The organism is Azospirillum sp. OGB3 (genome assembly GCF_014192915.1).
Taxonomy (GTDB): Bacteria; Pseudomonadota; Alphaproteobacteria; order Azospirillales; family Azospirillaceae; genus Azospirillum.
This window is the reverse complement of the sequence record NZ_JACHYN010000006.1, coordinates 152,201-175,316: the sequence shown is the minus strand read 5'-3', so window position 1 is coordinate 175,316 and position 23,116 is coordinate 152,201. Positions and strand designations below refer to the sequence as shown.

The 23,116-nt window shown below is 68.3% G+C and carries 24 protein-coding genes; 16 read left to right on the top strand and 8 right to left on the bottom strand.

Annotated elements, in window-relative coordinates; translation table 11 throughout:
* Positions 1-13: 13 nt before the first annotated feature.
* The 3 genes from FHW79_RS14910 to FHW79_RS14900 are packed head-to-tail and all read right to left on the bottom strand — an operon-like array spanning position 14 to position 1,776.
* Complete coding sequence (locus FHW79_RS14910; RefSeq protein WP_211108285.1) at positions 14-349, bottom strand: DUF2849 domain-containing protein; 336 nt, start codon at positions 347-349, stop codon at positions 14-16.
* Positions 350-373: 24 nt separating this feature from the next.
* Complete coding sequence (gene cobA / locus FHW79_RS14905; protein WP_183179656.1) at positions 374-1,213, bottom strand: uroporphyrinogen-III C-methyltransferase; 840 nt, start codon at positions 1,211-1,213, stop codon at positions 374-376.
* Entirely contained in the window at positions 1,210-1,776 is a 567-nt protein-coding gene (locus FHW79_RS14900) for an NAD(P)-dependent oxidoreductase (protein WP_348984164.1), read from the bottom strand. The genes cobA and FHW79_RS14900 overlap by 4 nt, the downstream gene beginning before the upstream one ends.
* A 200-nt stretch (positions 1,777-1,976) precedes the next feature.
* Between FHW79_RS14900 and FHW79_RS14895 the strand changes: the two genes are divergently transcribed.
* Genes FHW79_RS14895 through cysC form a run of 3 tightly spaced genes read left to right on the top strand, consistent with a single transcriptional unit; the run spans position 1,977 to position 5,398 of the window.
* Positions 1,977-2,711, top strand: a complete 735-nt coding sequence (locus FHW79_RS14895) for a phosphoadenylyl-sulfate reductase (protein ID WP_183179655.1) — start codon at positions 1,977-1,979, stop codon at positions 2,709-2,711.
* Positions 2,708-3,505 carry a sulfate adenylyltransferase subunit CysD gene (cysD, locus tag FHW79_RS14890; RefSeq protein WP_014240756.1) on the top strand — a complete coding sequence of 266 codons (798 nt, stop codon included), beginning with the start codon at positions 2,708-2,710 and terminating at the stop codon, positions 3,503-3,505. The genes FHW79_RS14895 and cysD overlap by 4 nt, the downstream gene beginning before the upstream one ends.
* Before the next feature lie 18 nt (positions 3,506-3,523).
* Entirely contained in the window at positions 3,524-5,398 is a 1,875-nt protein-coding gene (cysC, locus tag FHW79_RS14885) for an adenylyl-sulfate kinase (protein WP_183179654.1), read from the top strand.
* A gap of 63 nt (positions 5,399-5,461) precedes the next feature.
* Here cysC and FHW79_RS14880 read toward each other — a convergent pair whose 3' ends face one another.
* The gene (locus tag FHW79_RS14880; RefSeq protein WP_183179653.1) at positions 5,462-6,349 is read right to left on the bottom strand and encodes a hypothetical protein; all 888 of its coding nucleotides are present in this window, start codon (positions 6,347-6,349) and stop codon (positions 5,462-5,464) included.
* A 262-nt stretch (positions 6,350-6,611) separates the two neighbouring features.
* Between FHW79_RS14880 and FHW79_RS14875 the strand changes: the two genes are divergently transcribed.
* The 3 genes from FHW79_RS14875 to FHW79_RS14865 are packed head-to-tail and all read left to right on the top strand — an operon-like array spanning position 6,612 to position 9,168.
* Positions 6,612-7,658, top strand: coding sequence for an ABC transporter substrate-binding protein (locus FHW79_RS14875; RefSeq protein WP_183179652.1), 1,047 nt, complete (start codon positions 6,612-6,614; stop codon positions 7,656-7,658).
* A gap of 5 nt (positions 7,659-7,663) precedes the next feature.
* Complete coding sequence (locus FHW79_RS14870; protein ID WP_035674628.1) at positions 7,664-8,428, top strand: ABC transporter permease; 765 nt, start codon at positions 7,664-7,666, stop codon at positions 8,426-8,428.
* 11 nt (positions 8,429-8,439) lie between these two features.
* A complete protein-coding gene (locus FHW79_RS14865) occupies positions 8,440-9,168 on the top strand; it encodes an ABC transporter ATP-binding protein (protein WP_307832725.1) in 729 nt (242 codons plus the stop codon).
* Between the two features lie 126 nt (positions 9,169-9,294).
* Here the strand turns inward: FHW79_RS14865 and FHW79_RS14860 are convergent, their stop codons facing one another.
* The 3 genes from FHW79_RS14860 to FHW79_RS14850 form a co-directional block, all read right to left on the bottom strand.
* Positions 9,295-9,579, bottom strand: a complete 285-nt coding sequence (locus FHW79_RS14860) for a DUF1488 family protein (protein ID WP_145676604.1) — start codon at positions 9,577-9,579, stop codon at positions 9,295-9,297.
* Between the two features lie 23 nt (positions 9,580-9,602).
* Positions 9,603-10,235: a DUF6134 family protein gene (locus FHW79_RS14855; protein WP_183179651.1), complete on the bottom strand. Its 633-nt coding sequence runs from the start codon at positions 10,233-10,235 to the stop codon at positions 9,603-9,605.
* A 93-nt stretch (positions 10,236-10,328) separates the two neighbouring features.
* Complete coding sequence (locus tag FHW79_RS14850) at positions 10,329-10,637, bottom strand: SCP2 sterol-binding domain-containing protein (RefSeq protein ID WP_014240763.1); 309 nt, start codon at positions 10,635-10,637, stop codon at positions 10,329-10,331.
* 235 nt (positions 10,638-10,872) lie between these two features.
* Here FHW79_RS14850 and FHW79_RS14845 point away from each other — a divergent pair, with 235 nt between their 5' ends.
* From FHW79_RS14845 to FHW79_RS14805, 9 genes are all read left to right on the top strand, one after another.
* The gene (locus FHW79_RS14845) at positions 10,873-12,591 is read left to right on the top strand and encodes a long-chain fatty acid--CoA ligase (protein ID WP_183179650.1); all 1,719 of its coding nucleotides are present in this window, start codon (positions 10,873-10,875) and stop codon (positions 12,589-12,591) included.
* A gap of 138 nt (positions 12,592-12,729) precedes the next feature.
* The gene (locus FHW79_RS14840) at positions 12,730-13,122 is read left to right on the top strand and encodes a MerR family DNA-binding transcriptional regulator (protein ID WP_094302185.1); all 393 of its coding nucleotides are present in this window, start codon (positions 12,730-12,732) and stop codon (positions 13,120-13,122) included.
* A gap of 46 nt (positions 13,123-13,168) precedes the next feature.
* Positions 13,169-13,681 (top strand): thioesterase family protein, encoded by a 513-nt coding sequence (locus tag FHW79_RS14835; protein WP_183179649.1) that lies wholly within the window; start codon positions 13,169-13,171, stop codon positions 13,679-13,681.
* 87 nt (positions 13,682-13,768) lie between these two features.
* The gene (locus FHW79_RS14830; RefSeq protein ID WP_183179648.1) at positions 13,769-14,641 is read left to right on the top strand and encodes a VOC family protein; all 873 of its coding nucleotides are present in this window, start codon (positions 13,769-13,771) and stop codon (positions 14,639-14,641) included.
* 151 nt (positions 14,642-14,792) lie between these two features.
* A complete protein-coding gene (locus FHW79_RS14825; RefSeq protein WP_183179647.1) occupies positions 14,793-16,037 on the top strand; it encodes an MFS transporter in 1,245 nt (414 codons plus the stop codon).
* A 100-nt stretch (positions 16,038-16,137) separates the two neighbouring features.
* A complete protein-coding gene (locus FHW79_RS14820; RefSeq protein WP_183179646.1) occupies positions 16,138-16,701 on the top strand; it encodes an acireductone dioxygenase in 564 nt (187 codons plus the stop codon).
* A gap of 146 nt (positions 16,702-16,847) precedes the next feature.
* The gene (locus tag FHW79_RS14815) at positions 16,848-17,672 is read left to right on the top strand and encodes a hemerythrin domain-containing protein (protein ID WP_183179645.1); all 825 of its coding nucleotides are present in this window, start codon (positions 16,848-16,850) and stop codon (positions 17,670-17,672) included.
* A 421-nt stretch (positions 17,673-18,093) separates the two neighbouring features.
* Positions 18,094-19,368: a type III PLP-dependent enzyme gene (locus FHW79_RS14810; RefSeq protein WP_183179644.1), complete on the top strand. Its 1,275-nt coding sequence runs from the start codon at positions 18,094-18,096 to the stop codon at positions 19,366-19,368.
* 140 nt (positions 19,369-19,508) lie between these two features.
* Complete coding sequence (locus FHW79_RS14805; protein ID WP_183179643.1) at positions 19,509-20,927, top strand: saccharopine dehydrogenase C-terminal domain-containing protein; 1,419 nt, start codon at positions 19,509-19,511, stop codon at positions 20,925-20,927.
* 72 nt (positions 20,928-20,999) lie between these two features.
* Here FHW79_RS14805 and cbiB read toward each other — a convergent pair whose 3' ends face one another.
* Positions 21,000-21,962, bottom strand: coding sequence for an adenosylcobinamide-phosphate synthase CbiB (gene cbiB / locus FHW79_RS14800; protein ID WP_183179642.1), 963 nt, complete (start codon positions 21,960-21,962; stop codon positions 21,000-21,002).
* Positions 21,963-21,996: 34 nt separating this feature from the next.
* On the opposite strand from cbiB, the gene cobD reads away from it, so the two are divergent.
* Positions 21,997-23,061 carry a threonine-phosphate decarboxylase CobD gene (gene cobD, locus FHW79_RS14795; protein WP_183179641.1) on the top strand — a complete coding sequence of 355 codons (1,065 nt, stop codon included), beginning with the start codon at positions 21,997-21,999 and terminating at the stop codon, positions 23,059-23,061.
* Positions 23,062-23,116 lie beyond the last annotated feature (55 nt).

The following is a 23,116-nucleotide window of genomic DNA, read 5'->3' as shown; positions in this document are numbered from 1 at the left end:
GTGGCCGCCTGGTTCAGGCCGCAGCCTGCTTGCCGAGATCGATGCGGACGGTGGGACCGAGCGCCCGGATGCGCTCGCGCGTCTTGACCGGCACCCGCTGCCCGTCCACGACGCGCAGGTCGAAGGCGTAGACGTCCACGGCGAACTGCTCGCCCTCCGCCTGGGCCTTGGCGGCCTCCAGGGCGGTTTCGGCGGCCGCCGCGTCCTCGAACAGGGCGGCGTCGTCCAGACGCTCCACCCAGCCAAGGTCAGGGTCGGGGGCAAGGAAGATCACCTCGCCGTCGCGCAGGCGGTTGGCGGTGATGGCCTTCAGCACCGCCTCGTTCCTGGACTTATCGTTCAACGCCATGCCTTCAACTCCTAACACGTACGCTCACGCCGACACGGCGGTGGAAAACGGGTTCTGGCCGGTGGTCTGCTGCCACGCGCCGATCACGGCGCGCAGCCGCACGACCTCGCCGACCACGACGATCGCGGGGCGCTTGGCCTGTAGCCGCACGACGTCCCGCGCGCAATGGGCAAGATTGGTCTCGATGACGTCCTGCGCCTCGGTGCTGGCGCTCGACACGATGGCGACCGGGGTCATCGGCGGCTTGCCAGCGGCTTCGAGCCGCTCGGCGATGGTCCCGATGGTGCCCAGCGCCATGTAGAACACCAGCGCGCCGGGAAGCCGCGCCAGAACGTCCCAGTCGAGGTCGGCGGGCAGGCCGCCGGCCTTGTCGTGACCGGTGACGAAGGTCGCGGTGGTGCCGAAGCCGCGGTGGGTCACCGGGATGCCGGCGTAGGCCAGACCGCCGATCCCCGCGGTGACGCCCGGCACCACGCGGAAGGGGATCTCCGCCTCGGCCAGCGCCAGGCACTCCTCGCCGCCGCGCCCGAAGACGAAAGGATCGCCACCCTTCAGCCGCAGCACGCGACGGCCCTCCCGCGCCAATTCCACCAGCCGGGCGTTGATCGCCTCCTGCTTGGGCGAGGGGTGGCCGGCGCGCTTGCCCATGTCCACCAGAAGGGCGTCGGGGTTGGCGGCCTCCAGGATGCCGCCGCCGACGAGCGCGTCGTGGACGATGGCGTCGGCCTCGCCCAGCGCCTTGGCGGCCAGCAGGGTCAGCAGGCCCGGATCGCCGGGGCCGGCCCCGGCCAGCCAGACGCTGCCCGGCTCGAAGGCGGACAGGCGGGACAGAAGAGTCCGGGACAGAAGAGACGATGCGATCATGGCAGCCATCCTTTGGCGGCGATCAGATCCCGGCAGGCGCGCAGCACCTCGGGTCCCTTGGCGCCCGCGGCGCGCAGGCGGTCGCGGAGCGCGGCGACTTCCGCCAGCCGGTCCGCCCAGATGGCGGGGAACAGAGCTTCCAGCCGTTCGCGGAGAAGCTGGGCCAGCGCCGGACTCCTGCCGCCGGTGGAGACGGTCATCAAAAGGTCGCCGCGCCGTATCACAGACGGCGCGTGGAAATCACAGAGCGGAATCACATCCTCGACATTGACCAGGATGTTGCGCCCGCGCGCTTGACGGGCCAGCGCCGCCGCGTCGGCGTCGTCGATGCCGACGACGAACAGCACCTGCACGCCCTCCAAGTCGGAGAGCGAGGGCAGGGCGCGGCGCAGGGCCGCACCCGACAGGGCGATCAATTCCGCATCCGGTTCCGGTGAATAGATCGCCGGTGCCGCACCGCCCTCCAGCAACTGCGCAAGACGGCGCTTCGCCAGCGGCCCTTGGCCGACCAGCGCGATCCGCACATGCGCCGGATCAAGCGCGACCGGGATCACCGCCGCCACCTGGAATGCACACCGGAGCTATCGTGAAAAGACATCATGGGCGCATTTAAGCGCGATGGCGGGGTGCAATCAACAGATTTCACAAACTCGCTTAAACCTATAATACATGTAGACAATGTATATGCATTGCAACGCCGTGAAACTGGTGTTAATGTGCAATTCAGAACAAATACTCCACTTCGTGGATAGGCAAACAGGCCATGCTGGATGGACTTGCTCATGCTGTGAAACGCGACCGCGTGGCCAATCTGACCGAGCGGTATGGAAAGCTGGACGGGGCGGTGCTTCTGAACGCCCTTCTGCGCGATGAATTCAACGGCCGCGTCGCTGTGGTTTCCTCCTTCGGAACGGAATCGGCGGTTCTGCTCGCCCTCGCGGCGGAAGCCGACCCGGCCTTCCCGGTGCTGTTCGTCGACACGGGGAAACTGTTCGGGGAAACGCTGCGCTACCGCGACAAGCTGATTGCCGCGCTCGGCCTGACCGGTGTGCGCACGATCGGCCCGACCGACGCGGATTTGGCGGCAGGGGACCCCGACAGCCTGCTGTTCACCCGCTCGCATGACGCCTGTTGCCATTTGCGCAAGACGGTGCCGCTGGACCGTGCCCTGGAGGGTTTCGACGCCTGGGTGACCGGGCGCAAGCGCTTCCAGGCCTCCACACGCGCCGCCCTTCCCCTGTTCGAGGCGGAGGAAGGCACGGGCCGCATCAAGATCAACCCGCTGGCCCACTGGGACCGCGAGCGGATCGAGCAGGAATTCACCCGGCGCAGCCTGCCGCGCCACCCGCTTGAAGCCGACGGCTTCCTGTCCATCGGCTGCTTCACCTGCACCGAGCGCGTCGCTCCCGGTGCGGACCCGCGGTCGGGCCGCTGGGCCGGAACCGCCAAGACCGAATGCGGCATTCACACCTTCAAGAAGACCGGAACAGCCCAATGACCGCCGATCTCGATTACCTTGAGAGCCAGAGCATCTACATCCTCCGCGAGGCCTACAACCGCATCGACAAGCTGGCTCTGCTGTGGTCGATCGGAAAGGACAGCAACGTCCTGCTCTGGCTCTGCCGCAAGGCGTTCTTCGGGCGCGTGCCGTTCCCGGTCGTCCAGCTCGACACCGCGATGGAGCTTCAGGAGGTCTACGACTTCCGCGACCGCATCGCCGGGGAATGGGACCTCGACCTGCGGGTGGAGCAGTGCCCGCCGGAAGCCGACATGGACCAGACCCTGCCGCCGCTGACCCGCGCCGCCGCCCGCAAGACGGAGGGGCTGAAGAACCTCCTGCGCACCGGCAAGTACCAGGGCATCATGGTCGGCATCCGCCGCGACGAGCAGGCGACCCGCGCCAAGGAGCGCGTCTTCTCCCCGCGCTCGCTGGAAGGCGACTGGGACGTGAAGGATCAGCCGGCGGAGTTCTGGGACCATTACAAGACCCGCTTCGACGAAGGCACCCACGTCCGCATCCACCCGCTGCTGCACTGGACCGAGCTGGACATCTGGCGCTACTCCAAGCGCGAGGGGATTCCCATCGTCCCGCTGTACTTCGCCAAGGACGGCAAGCGCTACCGCTCGCTGGGCGAGAAGAACATCACCTTCCCGGTGGACAGCACCGCCGGCACCATCGACGAGATCATCGCCGAACTGGTCGTGACCCGCATTCCGGAGCGCGCCGGCCGCGCCATGGACAACGAGGCCGAGGACAGCTTCGAGCGCCTGCGCAGCTCGGGCTACATGTAAGAAGCGGGGATTGGGACCATGGACATCCGGAACGAACTGAACGGCCAGCTCCGCATCGTCATCGTCGGCCATGTCGACCACGGCAAGTCGACGCTGATCGGGCGCCTGCTGAACGACACCGGCAGCCTGCCCGACGGCAAGGTGGAGCAGGTCCACGAGATGAGCCGCAAGCGCGGCATGCCCTTCGAATGGGCCTTCGTGATGGACGCGCTGCAGGCCGAGCGCGACCAGGGCATCACCATCGACACCACGCAGATCCATTTCAAGACGGAGCAGCGCCCCTACGTCATCATCGACGCGCCGGGCCACACCGAGTTCCTGAAGAACATGGTGACCGGCGCCTCGCAGGCCGATGCCGCCCTGCTGGTCATCGACGCCGCCGAGGGCGCCCTGGAGCAGTCGCGGCGCCACGCCTTCCTGCTGCATCTGCTGGGCGTGCGCCAGGTGGCGGTCGCCGTCAACAAGATGGACCGGGTTGATTTCGACCAGTACCGGTTCGAGGCGGTGTCGCAGGAGATCCGCGCCTATCTGGCGGAACTCGGCCTGCACACCTCCACGGTGATCCCCATCGCGGCGCGCCACGGCGACAACATCGTCACCCGCTCCGACAAGGCGCCGTGGTACGAGGGGCCGACCGTGGTGGAGGCGCTGGACGCCTTCCGCCCGCAGCAGGCGCCGACCGAACTGCCGCTGCGCTTCCCGCTGCAGGACGTCTACAAGCCGGACGACCGCCGCATCCTGGCCGGCCGCATCGAGAGCGGGCGCCTGCGCGTCGGCGACACGCTGCGCTTCTCGCCGACCGGCGCCACCGCCACGGTGGTCAGCATCGAGGGGTGGAACCACAGCCAGCCCATCGTCGCCGCCCAGGCCGGGCAGAGCATCGGCATTACGCTCGACAAGCGCATCTTCGCCGAACGCGGTCACATCGCCCATCATGAGGAGGGCGCGCCGCACGTCACCCACCGGCTGGGCGTCCGGGCCTTCTGGCTGACCTCGGAGCCGCTGGCGGTCGGCAAGACCTACACGCTGAAGATCACGACGGGCGAGCACCGCGTGACGGTGGAGAGCATCACCGCCGTCATCGACATCGAGGACCTGTCGAGCACCCCGGCCAAGGCGGTCCATCGCAACGAGGTGGCCGAGGTCGTCCTGCGCTCCCGCTCGCCGATCGCCGTCGACCTCGCCTCGGCTCTGTCGCGGACCGGGCGCGGCGTGCTGATCGACGGTCACGACGTGGTCGGCGGCTGCATCGTCGTCGAGGTGGACGAAGGCCCTGCCGCCTCGGCCAACACGACCGAGGTCTCGCACGCCGTCACGGCGGACGAGCGCAACGCCGCCAACGGCCACAAGGGCGGCGTCCTCTGGCTGACCGGCCTGTCCGGGGCCGGCAAGTCCACGCTGGCCATGGCGCTGGAGCGCGCCCTGTTCGACCGCGGCTGGCAGGTCTTCGTGCTGGACGGCGACAACGTCCGCAACGGGCTGAACGCCGGGCTGGGCTTCTCGGCGGAGGACCGGGCCGAGAACATCCGCCGTGTCGCCGAGACGGCCAAGCTGTTCGCGGATGCGGGCGTTCTGGTCATCGCCTCGCTGATCTCGCCGCTCCAGGCCGACCGGGCGCGGGCGCGGGCCATCGGCGGCGAGCGCTTTCACGAGGTCTATGTGGCCGCCGACCTCGCCACCTGCGAATCGCGCGACCCCAAGGGTCTGTACCGCCGGGCGCGCGCCGGCGAGATCCCGGACTTCACCGGCATCTCCGCCCCCTACGAGGCCCCGGAGTCGGCGGAACTGACCATCGACACCGGCGCGGTCACCCCGGTGGAGGCGCTCGGCGAATTGCTCGACTATGTGGACGGCGTGTTCGGCCGGAACGCCCTGAAGCGCGACCGGGTGTAACGCGGACGGGCATCACGAGGGGCGTCGGCTTTCCGTTTCCTTCGGGAAGGGGAGGTCGGCGCCTCAATCCTTTGCCGCCTTCAGCAGGTTGATGAGGCTTGCCGCCAGATCACCAGCGTGCTGGGACACGTATCCGGCTTGCTGCTTCGACTGGATCATGAACAACGGGGTTTCGCCGGGTTCCGCGCTCGGGTCGAAATAGGCCATGCGCGCTTTCGGGGTCCGGAATTCCGGATGCCAGGCGGCGTTCTCCGCGAAGGCCTTTCCAAAGATGCCGTTGTCGATCGCGGCGTTCGCCGCAGCCGCCTTGTCGTCGCCCTTCATCAGGTCGACGAGGCTGGATTTGACCGTCTGCGCCGACAGGTCTGCAAGCTTGTCCAGGCCCTTGTTGTCGATCCACAGTTCAACCTGTCCGCCGCCTTGCTCCTCCGGCATGTACAGGGTGATCAGAGAGGTCCCCTTCATCCCCGGCCCCGGTTCCTTCTCCGGTTCGGACGCGCTGCGCGCCTCGCGTTCCTCCTTCATCGCCTTGATCGAGGCGGGCATTTCCGGCTCGACGATGCCCGCCTTCGCCGCTGCCTTCTTCATGATGTTTATGATGTCGCCGGTGAGTCCAACCCCCACCCGATCGCCCAGGCCGAGAGTCTTTTTTGTAAAATTGTTCAGATCCTCAAAATACTTATGCATTTTTGCGAAATAGTCGTCCGTCGGGTCGCTGCTCGCCGGCGGGATGCCCGTGATGGCGAACTCCCTTGGTGCTCCCATGGCCGGATTCGCTCCCGAACCGCCGGCCATGAGGCCTTTGGCCTGAGCGGACAAGGTCACCTGATCGCCCGCGGGGCTGGAGCCGTTTTCCGGGATGATGGGTTGAAGCTTCGTCGGGCCGGTTCTGGTCCATTGGGAAAGGGTGGATGCGAAGGGCTGTGCCTTTGTGGAGTCGATGGCCGTCATGTTCCCTCTCCCGCTGTGGCTCATACCGGATAATGGGTTGTCGGTTGCTAATCTTTTATAAATGATAATTAGGGGTTGAAGTAATGGTGACGGCAAAGGTCGGTGGCTGGGAGAGCCGCTTTTGCCTGGGTTTTTAACGACCAAAAGAACCAGTTTTCACAGTTAAATTGCTCATTGCATCACGCAAATTTGTGCAATTCACTCTTCCTTCCGATAGGGGATGTGCTAAATAGGCGGGCAATTTCCTGCGAGGATGGATCCCATGACCGCCCTGACCCGACGTTCCGCGATGCTGGCTGTGGCCGCCGTCGCATCCCTGACCGCCGCGTCCCTGACCGCCCTGACGCCCGGCGCGGCCCGCGCCGCCGATCCGGTGAAGCTGGAGGTCGGCTACATCCCCATCCTCGCCGCCGCGCCGCTGTTCATCCTGGAAGGGGAAGGCTGGGCGCGCGAGGCGGGCATCGACCTGAAGCTGACCAAGTTCGAATCCGGCCCGCACGCCATCCAGGCGATGGCCGCCGGGAAGATTGACCTGCTCTATGCCGGCGTCGCCCCGGTCCTGGTCGCCCGTTCGAAGGGTGCGGACGTGTCGGTCATCGCCAACTCGGCGGTCGAGGAGATGGTCGTCGCCAGCCGCGGCGAGTTCGCCAAGGCGCTGGGCGGCAAGGCCACCGCGGAGTCCATCGCGAAGTTCGTTGCCGACAGCGGCCGCAAGGTCAAGATCGGCACGCAGCCGCCGGGCTCAGTTCCGGACACCGTGCTGCGCCACTGGCTGTTCAAGGTGGTGAAGGCCGACCCGGCGAACGTCGAGATCATCTCCATGGGCATCGAGAAGACCCAGCAGGCCCTGCTCGCCGGCGCCCTCGACGCGGCGACGATCCGTGAGCCGACGGTGACCGTCACCCAGAAGGTCGACCCGAACGTCGGCCTGCTCGCCACCGGCGCGGAGATGTTCCCGAACCAGCCCGGCACCGTCATCGCGGTCCGCGGCCCGGTCGCCAAGGAGCATGGCGAGGCGCTGACCCGCCTCCTCAAGGCGCACATCCGTGCGGTGGACCTGATCGCCAAGGACCCGGCCCGCTCCGCCAAGGTCGCCAACGAGTATCTGGGCAAGGGCCTGATGGAGCCGGCCACGCTGGAGGCCGCCTTCCGCTCGCCGGGCTCCAAGTTCGTCGCCGACCCGCACGGCGTGGTCCCGGCGGTCGAGCAGATGATGGCCTACGCCAAGGAGATCGGCTCCGCCGAGGGCACCATCCCGGTGGCGGAGGCGTTCGACTTCCGCTTCTACGACGCGGCCGCCGCGAAGTAAGCGCGATGCGTCAACCGCTGAAGCTCCACAGCTCCATCGCCCTGTCGGCGCTCGGCGTCGGCGCTTTCCTGCTCGCCTGGGAGGCGCTGGCGCGCAGCGGCGTCGTGCCCGCCGGGCTTTTGCCATCGCCCAGCGCGGTGCCCGGCGCCTTCCTGGCGGAGTTCCGCTCCGGCACCTGGCAGGCGATGGTCTTTGCCAGCCTGTCGCACTACCTGTCGGGGCTGGCGCTCGGCACCGTCCTCGGCATCACCTTCGGCACGGCGGCGGCGACCTGGGGCATCTGGGACGCTTTCCAGGCCTGGGTTGTGCGCATGCTGCGCCCCATCCCGTCCATCGCCTGGATTCCCTTCGCCATCATCTGGTTCGGCGTCAGCAAGTCGGCCGCAACCTTCCTGATCGCGCTGACCGTCTTCTGGATCAACTACTACGCCACCTACAGCGCGGTGCGCGGGGTGGACAAGGATCTTATCGAACTCGGCCACGCCTTCGGGCAGGGCGGGCTGATCCCGCGCCTGTTCAAGATCGTCCTGCCCGGCGCGCTGCCGGGCATCCTGTCCGGCGTGCGCGCCGGGCTGGGGCAGGGCTGGATGACCGTGGTGGCGGCGGAGCTGTTCGGCATCTCCGGCCTAGGCGCGCGCATGTCCGACGCCTCCGGCCTGCTCGCCACCCACATCGTCGTGCTCTACATGGTCACCATCGCGGCGCTCTACGGCGTCTGCGACTTCCTGTTCATGCAGGTTCAGCAGCGGGTGCTGGCATGGCAAAAGTGAACGGTTCCGCTGTGATCGATTTGAAGGGCGTCGCCATTGGCTACGGCGCCGAGGCCCCGCCGGTCCTGGTGGACGTCGACCTGTCCATCGAGCGCGGCAGCTTCGTCGCCATCGTCGGGCCGTCCGGCGTCGGCAAGTCGACCCTGCTGCGCGTCGTCGCCGGTCTGCACACGGCGCGCGCCGGTGCCGTCACCATCCACGAGACGAAGAAGCCGGGCCACCGTCCGGTCAGCCTCGTCTTCCAGGACGCTCGCCTTCTGCCCTGGCGGCGGGTCGCCAAGAACGTCCGCTTCGGCCTGGAGGGACTGCCGATCTCCACCGCCGAGCGCGAGGAGCGGGTGGCCGCCGCGCTGCGCCTCGTCCGGCTGGACGATTACGGGCGGCGCTGGCCCTATGAGCTGTCGGGCGGCCAGCGCCAGCGCGTCGGCATCGCCCGCGCTCTGGCCGTCGACCCCGACATCCTGCTGATGGACGAGCCGTTCGGCGCGCTCGACGCCATCACGCGGCACGGCCTTCAGGACGAGCTGCTGCGCATTCACCGCGAGACCGGCAAAACCGTGCTGTTCGTCACGCACGACCTGGAGGAGGCGGTGCATCTCGCCGACCGCATCATCGTGCTGGGCGGCAGCCCGGCGCGCATCGTCCAGGATGTGCGCAACGAGCCGGGCCGCGACAGCGGCGGCTTCCGCGAGCAGGTGGAGCAGCTGCGGTCGGGGATCGCGGACAATTACAGCATTTGAGGGTGTCGAACCGGGCCCCCACCCAACCCTCCCCCGCTTCGCAGGGGAGGGCTTATCTCCTCCCCCTGCGAAGCGGGGGGAGGTCGGGAGGGGGGCTCGATGCGACCACTTAAATTCCTATGCCCCCTACGACGCCACCCTTCTCACATCCCGCGCCGTCAGATGGACGTTCGCATCCGGGTCCAGCTTGCGGTCCATGATGCGGGCCTCTACCGCCTTGTCGAAGACCGGGCGGTTCAGGCAGACATACTGAAGCGCCTCGTCCGGCTTCGGCAGATGGCCGGCAAGGGTTTGCAGGGCGCGGCGGGGGACGAAGACCCGCCCGTGATACTCCCCGACCTCAACCGCGAACTCCACGGCGTCGGCCTCCTCGTTCCAGGACGGGTCGTCGGGGAACACGAACAGCGGCATCACACCCTCACGCAGAACACATCTCAGTCCAGGATGTAGGTAACATCGTAGCCGCTGCGCTTGAAGCGGGTCTTCAGCAGCGTGCCCTGCGCGTCGAACCACAGGTCGCGTTCCACGTCGCCGGAAATCCGGTGATGCTGTGCCGGAACGGCGCGCCCACCGACGGTCAGCGTCTCGGTGCCGACGAGGTCGGTGCGCACGCTGTAGGGCTTGCCGTCGATGACCGAGAGCAGGGTGGGGCGCTTCAGAACCTCCGGGGTCCACAGCGTCAGGGGCAGGGTGTCGGCGCCGGCCTGTCCGGCCTTGCCATCCACCGTGACGGAGTAGCCGCCGCCGGTCCGCATCATGCGGATGGCGTGGGGCGTGCCGTCGTCGTCGGTCTGGGCGCTCATGGATTCGAGCGTCCGGCCCTTCCAGACCTCTTCCCGCTTGTGGTCGTAGCGGAAGTTGATGAACAGCACCTTCACCCGCGTCGAGGCGGTGACGGCGACCTTCGTCACGTCGCCCTGGGGCTCCAGCCGGACGGTTTCCGTTCCCACCGGATCGTCGCCCATCAGGATCCGGTAGGTCAGCGTGCGCGGCTCGGCGGCCTGGGCCGCGGCCGTGGACAGCAGCAGGCCGGCGGCCGCCAGCGCCGCGCGCAGGGCGTGCGTCATGGATGTTCCCTCCCTGTGTTCGCCTTTTGTGGTCGTTGTTCGGCGGCGGCTTATGGTGCCGCCGTCCGGATTCCGTCACTCAGTCGCAGGCGCTCAGTCGTCGAGAAGCTGCGCCAGCTTCATGGCGACGCCCATCGATCCGTCCACCTTCAGCTTGCCCATGGTGAAGGCCAGCATCGGGTTCAGCCGCCCGTCCATCAGCTTCTTCAGATTCTCTGCGGAGATGCGGATGGTGCAGTCGGGATCAGCGTCCCCGGCGTCCTCCCGCGCGATGGCGACGGGCGTCTCGCGGGCGTTGACCCGCACCGCCTCGCCGTCCTCCAGCGCGAAGCGGACGTCGGCCTTCAGGCTGCGGAAGCTGGTGGAGCGGGACTGGAGTTCGCGCAGGATGTCCTCAACCATGGATCAGTCACTCTCCCCTGGATTCGTGCTTGTCGGATCTTGACAGTAGGCAGAGTTTACGTTTACGTCAACGTCATAACCAAAAGGTTTCCGGCGCCTCAACGATCCGGGAACCACCAAATCAATCGAGGGGAGTGAAACCATGCAGACCGCCGCCGCGCCCGGAGTCCCATCGCCCCGCACCGCCTTCCGCCCCCGCTTGTCCTGACCCGCCGCGCAGCCGGGAGGATCGGAGATGACCGAGAATCTTGCGCGCCGGGGCAGCATCGGCGACGACACGCCGGCCCATCCCTGGCTTGCCCATTACCCCGAGGGCATCGCCTGGGACCAGCCGATCCCTGTGACGCCGCTGGCCGAGCTGTTCGAGGAGGCCGCCCGCCGCTACGCCGACCGTCCGTGCCTGGACTTCCTCGGCCGCCGCTACCGCTACGCGGAGGTGCTGGGGCTGGTGAACCGGGCGGCCAAGGGCTTCGCGGCGCTGGGGGTGAAGCCGGGCGTGCGGGTGGGGCTGTGTCTGCCGAACACGCCGACCTACGTGATCGCCTATTTCGCGATTCTGAAGGCCGGCGGCACGGTGGTGAACTACAACCCGCTCTATGTCGAGCGGGAGCTGGAGCACCAGATCGAGGATTCCGGGACCGAGATCATGGTCACGCTCGATCTGAAGCAGATCTACCCGCGCATCGAGGCGATGCTGGACCGCACGCGGCTGAAGACGGTGGTCGTCTGCCGCATGGCCTCCATCCTGTCGCCCGTGAAGAGCGTCCTCTTCCGCGTGCTGAAGCGCAGCGAGCTGGCCAGCATCCCGCAGGACGGGCGGCATGTGGATTTCGACGCGCTGCTGGCCAACGACGGAGCGATGCCGCCGGTGCGGCTGGACCCGCGGCGCGACGTGGCGGTGCTGCAATACACCGGCGGGACCACCGGCGTGCCCAAGGGGGCGATGCTGACCCACGCCAACCTCGTCGCCAACGCGCGGCAGGTGCAGGCCTGGTTCCCCGGCATGGCGCTGGGGGAGGAACGGATGCTCGCCGTCCTGCCCTTCTTCCACGTCTTCGCCATGACGGTGATCCTGAACATGGGGCTGGCGGCAGGGGCGGAGCTGGTCATGCTGCCCCGCTTCGACACGCTTCAGGTCCTGAAGACCATCGCGCGGCGCAAGCCGACCCTGCTGCCCGGCGTGCCGACCATGTACAAGGCGCTGCTGGGCCATCCGGACGTGGCGCGTTACCCGATGCGGTCGATCCGCTATTGCATCTCCGGCGGGGCGCCGCTGCCGATGGAGCTGAAGCGCCAGTTCGAGGAGGCCACCGGCTGCGTGCTGGTCGAGGGCTACGGCCTCAGCGAAGCGTCGCCGGTCTGCGCCTGCAACCCGCTGACCGGGGTCAACAAGGAAGGCTCGATCGGCCTGCCGCTGCCCGGCATCATGGTGCAGATTCGCGCGCTGGACGATCCCGACCGCGTGTTGCCGCCCGGCGAGAAGGGGCAGGTCGCGCTGTCCGGTCCCAACGTCATGGCCGGCTATTGGAACAACGACGAGGAGAGCCGGCGCACCATCGTCGGCGGCTGGCTGTTCACCGGCGACGTCGGGGTGATGGACGAGGACGGTTACGTCTTCCTGCTCGACCGGCTGAAGGACCTGATCATCTGCGGCGGCTACAACGTCTATCCGCGCGTGATCGAGGAGGCCATCTACCAGCACCCGGATGTGGTCGCCGTCTGCGTCATCGGTATCCCCGACGATTACCGCGGCCAGAGCCCGAAGGCCTTCGTCCAGCTCCGGCCCGGCGCCGACCTGACCGCAGAGCAATTGAAGGACTTCCTCCGCGACAAGATCTCGCGGATCGAGATGCCGAAGCGGATCGTATTCCGCGCCGAGCTGCCCAAGACGGCGGTCGGCAAGCTGTCAAAGAAGGAACTGATCGCCGAGACCCTGCAAAAGCCGGAGGAGTGACATCGGAAAAGCGCGTGGCTTTGTCACGCCGTGGTGTGTGTGGTAGGAACGGAGACGCCGTCCGGCGGCGTGGAGCGAGCAGCCTTCGCTTCCCACACGCCGCCGCGGCGCGACGTGACGGAAGGCGTGCCCCCCACCATGGAACAGCTCTACACGGTCAATCAGTTGGCGGAGGAACTGGGCATCACGCCGCGCGCCCTCCGCTTCTACGAAGTGAAGGGGCTGCTGTCGCCCAACCGCCTGGGCAACAACCGCGTCTACACCAAGCGCGACCGCGCCCGGCTGAAGCTGATCCTGCGGGGCAAGCGGCTGGGATTCTCGCTGGCGGAGATCCGGGAGTATCTGGACCTCTACAACGTCGATGGCGGGGTGGAGCAGTTGAAGGTCCTGCAGAAGCGCATCGACGCGCGGCTGAAGGACCTGGAGCAGCAGCGCCAGGACCTGGAGGCGACCGTGGGCGAACTGCGGGAGATCGAGGCCCAGGTGCAGGCCGCGCTGGACGAGCGCGGATTGGCGTCCAAGAGCGCCTGAGCCGGTGCGGTCCCGTCCGCCCGGCTGGGCCGGAGGGGATAGGGGTATGAATTTGCTGTTCCGCCTGATCGGCGTCATCGCGGCCGCCCTGACCGGTCGGCCGGTGGGGTTCCTCGAACCGGCGCGGTTGCGCTTCCGGGTGTGGCCGACCGACCTCGACCTCAACATGCACATGACCAACGCCCGCTATTTCAGCGTCATGGACCTGGGGCGGGTCGATCTGATGCTGCGCTCCGGCATGGGGCGGTCGATCCTGCGCCACCGCTGGCAACCGGTGATCGGCGCCGCCAACGTGCGCTTCCGCCGCCCGCTGGCCCCCTTCCAGCGCTTCGAGCTGGCGACCCGCGTGCTGTGCTGGGACGACAAGTACTTCTTCATCGAGCACCGGGTGGAGACCGCCACGGGAACGGCGGCGCTGGCCGTGGTGCAGGGCGCCTTCGTGGCGCGCGGCGCCGTGGTCGCCCCGGCGGAGATCCTGGCGATCCACGGCGAGCAGCAGGAATCGCCGCCCATGCCGGACGTCGTCGCCGCATGGCGCGAACGGCCGCTGGCACCCTGACCCTGCCCCCGACACTTGCGCCGAGCGGTCTCCTTGCACTATGGCTGGCCGAACGCGAAAAGCCGGCAAAGCGGAAGGGCAAAGGTCATGGGCGCACACGGAATCAACGGCATCGACCATCTCGTCATCGTCGTCCGCGATCTGGAGAAGGCGCAGGACGCCTATCGCCGCATGGGCTTCACCGTCTCGCCGAAGGGCCGGCATGGCGAGCTGAAGTCGGCCAACCACACCATGATGTTCGGGGCGGGCGACTATCTGGAGTTGCTCGCCATCGAGCAGCCGCACCCCTTCACCGCCTTTTTCAGCGACGTTCTGAAAACTCGCGAGGGCATCGCCGCTGCGGCGCTGAAGACCGACGACGCGCGGGCGGCGCAACGCCTCCTCGTCGAGGCCGGCTATCCGGCGGGCGAGCCGGTGGAGTTCGGCCGTCCCGTCGAACTGCCGGGCGGCGCGCAGCAGGCGCGCTTCACGACGACCCCGATCGACGGTGTGCCGGATTGGGGCGGACGGGTCTTCCTATGCCAGCACCACACCCGAGACGTGGTCTGGCGTCCGGAGTTGATCCAGCACGACAACACGGTGACCGGCCTTGCCGCGCTGGTCGTCGCCGCCGACGATCCCGACGCCACCGCCGCCTCCTACGCCCGGCTGTTCGGCACGGCGGTCGAGGCGCGGGGACCGGCGCGCGTTGTGCCGACCGGCAGCGCCCCCATCGTGGTGGCCGATCCCGCCGCGCTGCATTGGGGATGGACCGGCGACCCCGCGCTGTCGGTCCCGCGCCCCTTCCTGGCCGGCATGGTGCTGACGGTGGCCGATCTGGAGCGCGCCCAGCAGGCGCTCCAGAAGAGCAAGTTCCCGACCGTCGTCGGCAACGGCGTGTTGCGAGTCTCGTCCGCCAGCGCTTGCGGCGCCATGCTGGCCTTCGCCAAGGAGTTCGACCTCGGCGCGCTGATCCCCTGAACCCCGCCGGGCACCCTGTTGTCATAAGCGGCCGGTTGTCATAACCGAATCATATTGCTGCACTGCGTCCGAACCGTTGGACAGGCCGTTGCCGCGGGCGCACATTCGCCTCTTGCGTGCATATTGCGGCGCATCATGGGGACGGACCGACGTGGCGGACGGCGATTTCGGCAGGGTTCAGATCGAACCGGCGGGGCAGGGCGCGGCTGAACCGGGGGCGGCATATCTCGTCGCCGGCACGCCGGCCTACAAGCGGGCGAGCCGCATCCTCTTCGTGGCCGGCTTCTCCACCTTCGCCGCGCTCTACTGCGTGCAGCCGCTGATGCCGGAGTTCACGCGGGACTTCGGGATCACCCCGGCGCAGTCCAGCCTTGCCCTGTCGGTGTCCACCGGCGTCCTGGCCTTCGCGCTGCTGGTCGCCGGGGCGGTGTCCGACCGGTTCGGGCGCAAGGCGATCATGGCGCTCTCGCTGCTCGCCTCCGGCACGCTGGGCATCAGCGGGGCGATGGCGCCGGACTGGGCGTCGCTGCTGCTGGTGCGCGCGCTGGAGGGGATGGCGCTCAGCGGCCTGCCCGCCGTCGCCATGGCCTACGTGTCGGAGGAGGTGGACCCGCGCTCCGCCGGCGTCACGATGGGGCTGTACATTGGTGGAACGGCGCTCGGCGGGATGTCGGGGCGGGCGCTGACCGCGCTGCTCGCCGACGTCGCGTCCTGGCGCATGGCGATGGGGGTGATCGGCGCGCTGGGGGTCGCCGCCGCCGTGGCGGTGTGGGTGGCGCTTCCCGCCTCGCGCCATTTCCAGCGGCGGCCGGCAGGCATGCGGGAACTGGCCGAGGCATGGCGCGGGCACCTGATGGACCGCGGGCTGCTCGCCCTGTTCGCCATGGGGTTCCTGTCCATGGGGGCCTTCGTCACCGTCTTCAACTACATCGGTTTCCGGCTGCTGGTACCGCCCTTCGAGCTGCGCCCGGCGGCGGTCGGGGCGGTCTTCACCGTTTATCTCTGCGGGGTCGTCAGCTCGCCGCTGTTCGGCGGGCTGGCGGTCCGGCTGGGGCGGGGCCGGGTGCTGGCCGCCGCCGCGGCGATGATGGCGGCCGGGCTGGCGCTGATGATGCCGGACAGCCTGTGGACGATGACACCGGGCATCGCCCTGTTCACCTTCGCCTTCTTCGGGGTCCACACAATCGCCTCCGGCTGGATCGGGCAGCGGGCGCCGGTCAATCGCGGGCAGGCTTCGGCGATCTACCTGTTCTGCTACTACATGGGCTCCACCATCGCCGGGACGCTGGGCGGCGTCTTCTGGCATGGGTTCGGCTGGGCCGGAGTCGGCGGATTCGTCGGGCTTCTGCTGGCGGTCGGGCTGATCGTGTCGCTGGGGCTGGCGATCCGCCGTTGATTCGTACACTGCGCGCATACTGAGGTATGGATTCAACCGTTTCGGTTGCGCCGGGCGCCGCTTCGTCTCATTCTGAGTGCACCTGCACAACGAGGCGACCATGGCCCGTTTGTCCGTCTACAGCGACACCGACCCCACGGTTATCGAGCTCTCGTCCGCCGACCCGGCGCTGGTCACCGCCCATCTGGCGCTGGCCGGGGTGCTGTTCGAGCGTTGGGAGGCGTCCAAAGTCATTTCCGAAGCCGCCGACTCCCAGGCGGTGCTGGAGGCCTATGCCGGCCCGGTGACGGCCCTGAAGGAAGCGCGCGGTTTCCAATCCGCCGACGTGGTTCGGATGCCACGCGGCCTGCCGGACGCGGCCGCCCGTCGCGCCGCCTTTCTCGCGGAACACACCCACGACGAGGACGAGGCCCGCTTCTTCGTGCAGGGCGGTGGCGCCTTCTACCTGCACATGGACGAGAAGGTGTTCCGCATCGTGTGCGGGGCCGGCGACCTGCTGAGCATCCCGGCGCGGACGAAGCATTGGTTCGACATGGGGCCGGACCCGGAATTCACCGCGATCCGTTTTTTCACGCGTCCGGACGGTTGGGTAGCGTCCTTCACCGGTGACGTGATCGCCGACCGCTTTCCGAAATTCGAGCCGGAATCCGGTGCGGTCCCATGACCCGCCGGCCATGACCCGCCGGCCATGATACGCCCGCCGCCGACACCTTTCGCCGCAGCCGATTGCCGGCCAAAAGCGGAGCTGTTACAAGCCCTTCGGTATCAGCGCCGATCCCAAAGCGGCGTGCCATCCGCCTGGGAGGTTCCATGACCACGGACGGCCACACCGTTCCGCGCACGGGCAACGGCTTCATCGACGAAGCCCACACGTCGCTGATGGACCATGTCGACGCCATCCGCCGCGCCTGCGCGGAGGGCGCCTCCCGCGACGCCATGGTTCCCCGTTTCAGCCGCTTCGCGGACGAGATGCGCATGCATTTCGACCATGAGGAGGTCATCATCCGCGCCGCCGGATTTGCCCGGTGGGAGGAGCACGCCAGTCATCACGCGATGCTGGACCAGCAGTTCGGCCGCCTCATCGACTATGTGCGCGACTGCGACGTCACCTCGGACTTCCTGTGCACGGTTGCGGGCACGCTGGACGCCGCCTTGTGCGGGCATGAGATCCGGCATGACGGCGATTACGCCGCGCTGGTGCGCGACGCCTCCCAGGCCCCGGAAGGGCGGAGCCTGATCGCCTGGAACAGCGCCTTCGATGTCGGGGTGGGACCGCTCGACGCGCAGCACCGCCAACTCGCCGCCCTCATGAACGAGCTGGACGCGATGAGCCGTCAAGGCGCGCGCACCAGCGAACTGCTGGACCTTCTGGGCCTGCTGCACGACCACGTGCTCGCCCATTTCGCCATGGAGGAAGGAGTGCTGCGCCGCGTGGCGCCCGGCCGTTTCGTGGCACACCGCAACCATCACCGGTCGCTGGAGGGGCAGTTCGCCAGCATCCGCCAGCAGGTGGAGAGCGGGCGGCTCGACCCCGGCGTCGCCGTGCGGGGGTTCCTGCGCTTCTGGCTGATGGACCATGTGCTCGGCTCCGATCGTCCGGCCTTCGCCGAGACGGCGGACGCGGCGCCCCGCTGATCGCGGTCATCGTTCCGTTTCCGGGCCGATCCTGACCTGTCATCAAAAAATCACTTGAATCGCCGGGGAAAAAGCGTAATTCATCGGGCACGACGCACTCGCACGTGCCAATGGCCCTCTGTGGTTATGCAACGACGTACCGCGTCCTTTTTGGCAGAACCGGTCATCAGTGGGCCGGTCCCGAGAGGGAGGTAGGCATGTTGGCTCTCCACGGCAGGGCTCTCAGACGGTAGCCCATAGCCGGACATCGACGCTTTGAACCTGCGGAGCTGTTAGCCCGCTCGTGAGCGTTTGACCCGGCTTTTCTCCGTCGCCTTTCACCACAACCCGAATTCCGATCCGCGGTTTTGACGGCCGTGACGGGTTCCCGTCTGTTCGCTGGACCGCCCCGCGCCGGGTGGCCCAGGGTAAGGAGTGCGCCATGGGCTTCATCCGTTCCCGTTCCGCCGTCGCCCCGCTGCGCCGCGGTGTTTCCGTTTCCGCCCCGTCCTTCGGCGCTTCGCCGGTGTCGGACCGCCGCACCTCCGTCCATCAGGCGGTGGCAATGGCCCGGCCCGAGGAGCCGATGCACTGCATCCGTCCGGGCGTCCTGGCCGACACGGCGTCCAGCTTTGTCGCCGCCTTCGACGCCGCGGTGTCGGGCGACGTGCTCTACGCCGTGAAGTGCAACCCGGAGCCGGCGGTGCTGCGCGCTTTGTGGGCCGGCGGCGTGCGCCATTTCGACGTGGCCTCGCCCGGCGAGATCCGCCTGATCCGCCAGATGTTCCCGGACGCCGTGCTGCACTACATGCACCCGGTGAAGGGGCGCGAGGCGATCCGCACCGCCTACCAGCAGTACGGCGTGCGCGACTTCGTGCTCGACAGCATGGAGGAGCTGCAGAAGATCCTGGAGGAGACGGGCGACGCCCCGGATCTCGGCCTCGTCGTGCGTCTGGCCCTGCCGAAGGGCAACGCGGTCTACGACCTGTCCGGTAAGTTCGGCGCCCCGGCGGCGGCGGCGGTCGAACTGCTCCAGGCGGTGCGGATGGTGGCCCCGAAGGTCGGCGTGTCCTTCCATGTCGGTTCGCAGATGCTCGACCCGTCCGCCTATGAGCGGGCGCTGGAGCTGGCCGGCCGCATCATCGCGGAGTCGGGCGTGGTGATCGACGTTCTGGACGTCGGCGGCGGCTTCCCCGTCTCCTACCCGGGCGTCACCCCGCCGCCGCTCGGCGACTTCATGGAGGCCATCGCCCGCGGCGTGGCGAAGCTCGACCTGCCGGCCCATTGCCGCGTCTGGTGCGAGCCGGGCCGCGCGCTGGTGGCGCCGGGCGTGTCGCTGGTCGTGCAGGTGGTCAAGCGCCGCGGCAACGAGCTGTTCATCAACGACGGCGTCTACGGCGCCCTGTCGGACGCCGGCGTTCCCGGCTTCCGCTTCCCGGCCCGCATGATCCGTCCGTTCGCGCCGATGGGCGACGAGCCGGTGGAGGCCTTCGCCTTCTACGGCCCGACCTGCGACAGCGCGGACCGCATGAACGGCCCGTTCCACCTGCCGGCGGACATCCGTGCCGGCGACTGGATCGAGCTGGGCCAGCTGGGGGCCTACGGCTCCTGCCTGCGCACCGCCTTCAACGGTTTCGACCAGGCCCGCGTGGTCGAGGTTTCGGACGCGCCGCTTTTGGAAACGCCCGGCTATGTCCTGAAGAGCTGCGTGGCATAAGTCCCGCATTGCGGGAAAGCGGTGGATATCCCTAAAAAATCACCGTAAACCATCGTTGGTCCGACACCCTCCGCCTTTGCAAGAGGCGCGGGGGTGTCGGGCTGTATTTCTGTCACGCCAACCACGGGGGACCGTCTTAGATGACCCTGGACACCAAGCACATCACCTTCACCGGCCGCATGGTCATTGTCGGCTTCGGATCGATTGGCCAGGGAGTGTTGCCCCTGATTTTGCGCCACATCGGAATCACGAAGGACCAGATCACCATCGTCACCGCCGAGGAGCGCGGTCATGCCGAGGCGGATGAGCTTGGCGTCAAATTCATCAACCTGCCGCTGACGAGGGAGAACTACGCCCAGGTGCTGGAGCCCATGCTGGGCAAGGGCGATTTCCTGGTCAACCTGTCGGTGGACGTGTCTTCGGTCGCCCTGTTCGAGTTCTGCCACAAGGTCGGCGCGCTCTACATCGATACCTGCGTCGAGCCGTGGGCCGGCGGCTACACCGACCCGTCGCTGTCGCCGTCGCTGCGCTCCAACTACGCCCTGCGCGAGACGGCGCTGTCGCACCGCGCCACCTACGAGGGCGGGCCGACGGCCGTCCTGACCCACGGCGCCAACCCGGGCCTCGTCTCGCATTTCGTGAAGCAGGCGCTGCTCAACGTCGCCGCCGATACCGGCGAATCGACGGAGGTCCCGAAGGACCGCGCCGGCTGGGGCGCCCTGGCCGCCAAGTTGGGCGTCAAGGTGATCCACATCGCCGAACGCGACACACAGGTCTCCAACGAGCCGAAAAAGGTGGGCGAGTTCGTCAACACCTGGTCCATCGACGGCTTCGTCGGCGAGGGCTGCCAGCCCACCGAACTCGGCTGGGGCAGCCACGAAAAGCATTTCCCCGTGGACGGCCGCCGCCACGAGTTCGGCTGTGACGCCGCCATCTATCTGATGCGGCCCGGCGCCTCCACCCGCGTGCGCACCTGGACCCCGCTGGAGGGGCCGTTCCACGGCTTCCTGATCACCCACAGCGAGGCGATCTCCATCGCCGACTACTACACCCAGCGCGACGGCAACCACGTCACCTACCGCCCGACCGTGCATTACGCCTACCACCCGTGCGACGACGCGGTGAAGTCGGTGCATGAGCTGGCCGGCAAGAATTGGTACATGCAGCCGAGCCAGCGCCTGATGATGCACGAGATCGTCAGCGGCACCGACGAGCTGGGCGTGCTGCTGATGGGCCACAAGAAGGGCATCTACTGGTTCGGTTCCCGCCTGGGCATCGACGAGGCGCGCGCCCTGGTGCCCTACAACAACGCGACCTCGCTGCAGGTCACGGTGGCGGTTCTCGCCGGCATCGTCTGGGCGTTGGAGAACCCCAACCGCGGCATCGTCGAGCCGGACGAGATCGACTTCCAGCGTATTCTGGAGATCGCCAAGCCTTACCTGGGCGAGCTTGTCGGCGCCTATGGCGACTGGACGCCGCTGCAGGACCGCGAACGCCTGTTCCCGGAGGACATCGACCACGAGGATCCCTGGCAGTTCAAGAACTTCCGGGTCGCCTGAGGCCGGGTCGCCTGAGGCCGGGTCGTCCGAACGCGAAAGGGGCTCTCCGGAGCCCCTTTTTCTTTGGTGCGCTCAGAGCGTCAGCGCCAGCAGCAGCGCGCCGGCCACAAGCGCGATGCAGGCGCGCCGGTAAAGGTGGAGGGCGCGGGTGATGTCCTGGGCGGTGGCGGCGGTGCGGCCCGGCCCCATCCAGGCGTCCTCGATCCGCACCGCGCCATAGACCCGCGGCCCACCGAGCCGGAGGTCGAGCGCCCCGGCCATCGCCGCCTCCGGCCAGCCGGCATTGGGGGAGCGGTGGCGATGGGCGTCGCGCCGCACCGACCGCCAAGATTCGTCGGCGTCGGCCCCCTCGGTGAAGCAGGCGGCCACCCAGATCAGCAACGCCGACAGGCGGGAGCCGGGCAGGTTGACCAGATCGTCCAGGCGCGCCGAGGCCCAGCCGAACGCCTCGTGCCGGGGGGTGCGGTGGCCGATCATGCTGTCCGCGGTGTTGATCGCCTTGTAGAGCGCGATTCCCGGCAGCCCGCCGACCAGCAGCCAGAAGGCGGGCGCCACCACCCCGTCCGAGAAGTTCTCCGACAGGCTTTCGATGGCGGCGCGGCTCACCCCGTGCTCGTCGAGGCTCGCCGGGTTGCGGCCGACGATGCGCGACACCGCCTCGCGCGCCGCCTCCAGCCCGCCGTCGCGGAAGGCGGCGGCGACCGCGGCGACATGATCGTGCAGGCTGCGCTGCGCCAGCAGGGTGGAGGCCAACGCCGCTTCCAGGAGGCCGCCGAGCGGCAGATGCCGACACAGCCCGGCCACCGCCGATGCGGCGCCACCCACCACCAGAAGCAGGACGAGCAGAGCCACCACGCCGGCGGCCTTGCGGACGGCAAAGGAATCACGCTCGCGGTTGAGCGCGCGGTCAAGCTGGGCGATAAGCGCCCCGATCCACACCACCGGATGGCGGATTTGGGCGTAGAGTGCGTCCGGATAGCCGACGGCGGCCTCGATGAGGAGAGCGGCGGCGAGCACGGACGGATGAAGCTCCACGGGATGGAATCCTCTGGGGAAGGGAAGGGGCGGGATGATGGCGGAATCGACGGCGGGGTCCAAGAGGCTCGTCCATGAAGGGATCGTCCATAAGGGGGGCGTCCCGGGTGAGATCATCCACGGCGGAGACCTCGACACGGCGCGGACGGCCTTTCCGGGCGCGCCGGAGCCCTGGGTGGACCTGTCCACCGGCATCAACCCCTGGCCATATCCGCTTCCGCCCATCCCGGCCGAGGCCTGGGCGCGCCTGCCGGGCCGCGCGGCGGAGACGGCTCTGCGCGCGGCCGCGGCGGCGTGCTACGGCGTGCCGTCACCGGACCGCGTCGCCGCCGCGGGCGGCTCCCAGGCGCTGATTCAGCTTCTGCCGCGGCTGCGCCATCCGGGGACGGTCGCGGTGCTGGGGCCGACCTACGCCGAGCACGCCGCGGGCTGGGCCAAGGCCGGGCATCGGGTGACCGAGCTGGAGTCGCTGGAGGGATGCGACGCCGATGTGGTGGTGGTCGTCAATCCGAACAACCCGGACGGCCGCATCCTCCCGCCCGAAACGCTGCTGGCCCTGGCGGAGCGGCAGGCGGCACGGGGCGGTTGGCTGGTGGTGGACGAGGCCTTCGCCGAGGTCACCCCGGAGTGCAGCGTGGCGCCCGAGGCCGGGCGGGCCGGGCTGGTCGTCCTGCGATCCTTCGGGAAGTTCTTCGGGTTGGCCGGGGTCCGGCTCGGCTTCCTGCTCGGTGCGCCGGCGCTGGTATGGGACGTGCGCGCCGCCGTCGGACCCTGGGCGGTGTCGGGTCCGGCTCTGGCCGTCGCGACCGCGGCCTTGTCGGATTCGGCATGGATCGCCGCCACCCGGCGCCGTCTCGCCGAGGCCGCGGCCCGCTTCGATGCGCGGTTGGCGGCGGCCGGGGTGCGCGTCGCCGGAGGGACATCGCTCTTTCGTCTTATAGACGATCCCCGGGCGGCTGGACTTTACAACGCGCTGGGCCGGGCCGGGGTTCTGGTTCGCCGGTTCGACCATCGGAAGGATTGGCTGAGGTTGGGACTTCCGGCGAACAGGGCGGTGGAAGAGCGTGTAAAAGTTGCATTCGAAACATTCATAAATTGATGGATTTTGCGCTCGAAATAGGCGATCACCACCATAGCGCGACAAGATGGCACAC

What these genes read in the sequence shown, in the direction of transcription:
- FHW79_RS14910 (WP_211108285.1), bottom strand. Translation starts at nt 349, where the DNA reads ATGGCGTTGAACGATAAGTCCAGGAACGAGGCGGTGCTGAAGGCCATC.
- cobA (WP_183179656.1), bottom strand. Translation starts at nt 1,213, where the DNA reads ATGATCGCATCGTCTCTTCTGTCCCGGACTCTTCTGTCCCGCCTGTCC.
- FHW79_RS14895 (WP_183179655.1), top strand. Translation starts at nt 1,977, where the DNA reads ATGCTGGATGGACTTGCTCATGCTGTGAAACGCGACCGCGTGGCCAAT.
- cysD (WP_014240756.1), top strand. Translation starts at nt 2,708, where the DNA reads ATGACCGCCGATCTCGATTACCTTGAGAGCCAGAGCATCTACATCCTC.
- cysC (WP_183179654.1), top strand. Translation starts at nt 3,524, where the DNA reads ATGGACATCCGGAACGAACTGAACGGCCAGCTCCGCATCGTCATCGTC.
- FHW79_RS14880 (WP_183179653.1), bottom strand. Translation starts at nt 6,349, where the DNA reads ATGACGGCCATCGACTCCACAAAGGCACAGCCCTTCGCATCCACCCTT.
- FHW79_RS14875 (WP_183179652.1), top strand. Translation starts at nt 6,612, where the DNA reads ATGACCGCCCTGACCCGACGTTCCGCGATGCTGGCTGTGGCCGCCGTC.
- FHW79_RS14870 (WP_035674628.1), top strand. Translation starts at nt 7,664, where the DNA reads ATGCGTCAACCGCTGAAGCTCCACAGCTCCATCGCCCTGTCGGCGCTC.
- FHW79_RS14860 (WP_145676604.1), bottom strand. Translation starts at nt 9,579, where the DNA reads ATGCCGCTGTTCGTGTTCCCCGACGACCCGTCCTGGAACGAGGAGGCC.
- FHW79_RS14855 (WP_183179651.1), bottom strand. Translation starts at nt 10,235, where the DNA reads ATGACGCACGCCCTGCGCGCGGCGCTGGCGGCCGCCGGCCTGCTGCTG.
- FHW79_RS14850 (WP_014240763.1), bottom strand. Translation starts at nt 10,637, where the DNA reads ATGGTTGAGGACATCCTGCGCGAACTCCAGTCCCGCTCCACCAGCTTC.
- FHW79_RS14845 (WP_183179650.1), top strand. Translation starts at nt 10,873, where the DNA reads ATGACCGAGAATCTTGCGCGCCGGGGCAGCATCGGCGACGACACGCCG.
- FHW79_RS14840 (WP_094302185.1), top strand. Translation starts at nt 12,730, where the DNA reads ATGGAACAGCTCTACACGGTCAATCAGTTGGCGGAGGAACTGGGCATC.
- FHW79_RS14835 (WP_183179649.1), top strand. Translation starts at nt 13,169, where the DNA reads ATGAATTTGCTGTTCCGCCTGATCGGCGTCATCGCGGCCGCCCTGACC.
- FHW79_RS14830 (WP_183179648.1), top strand. Translation starts at nt 13,769, where the DNA reads ATGGGCGCACACGGAATCAACGGCATCGACCATCTCGTCATCGTCGTC.
- FHW79_RS14820 (WP_183179646.1), top strand. Translation starts at nt 16,138, where the DNA reads ATGGCCCGTTTGTCCGTCTACAGCGACACCGACCCCACGGTTATCGAG.
- FHW79_RS14815 (WP_183179645.1), top strand. Translation starts at nt 16,848, where the DNA reads ATGACCACGGACGGCCACACCGTTCCGCGCACGGGCAACGGCTTCATC.
- FHW79_RS14810 (WP_183179644.1), top strand. Translation starts at nt 18,094, where the DNA reads ATGGGCTTCATCCGTTCCCGTTCCGCCGTCGCCCCGCTGCGCCGCGGT.
- FHW79_RS14805 (WP_183179643.1), top strand. Translation starts at nt 19,509, where the DNA reads ATGACCCTGGACACCAAGCACATCACCTTCACCGGCCGCATGGTCATT.
- cobD (WP_183179641.1), top strand. Translation starts at nt 21,997, where the DNA reads ATGATGGCGGAATCGACGGCGGGGTCCAAGAGGCTCGTCCATGAAGGG.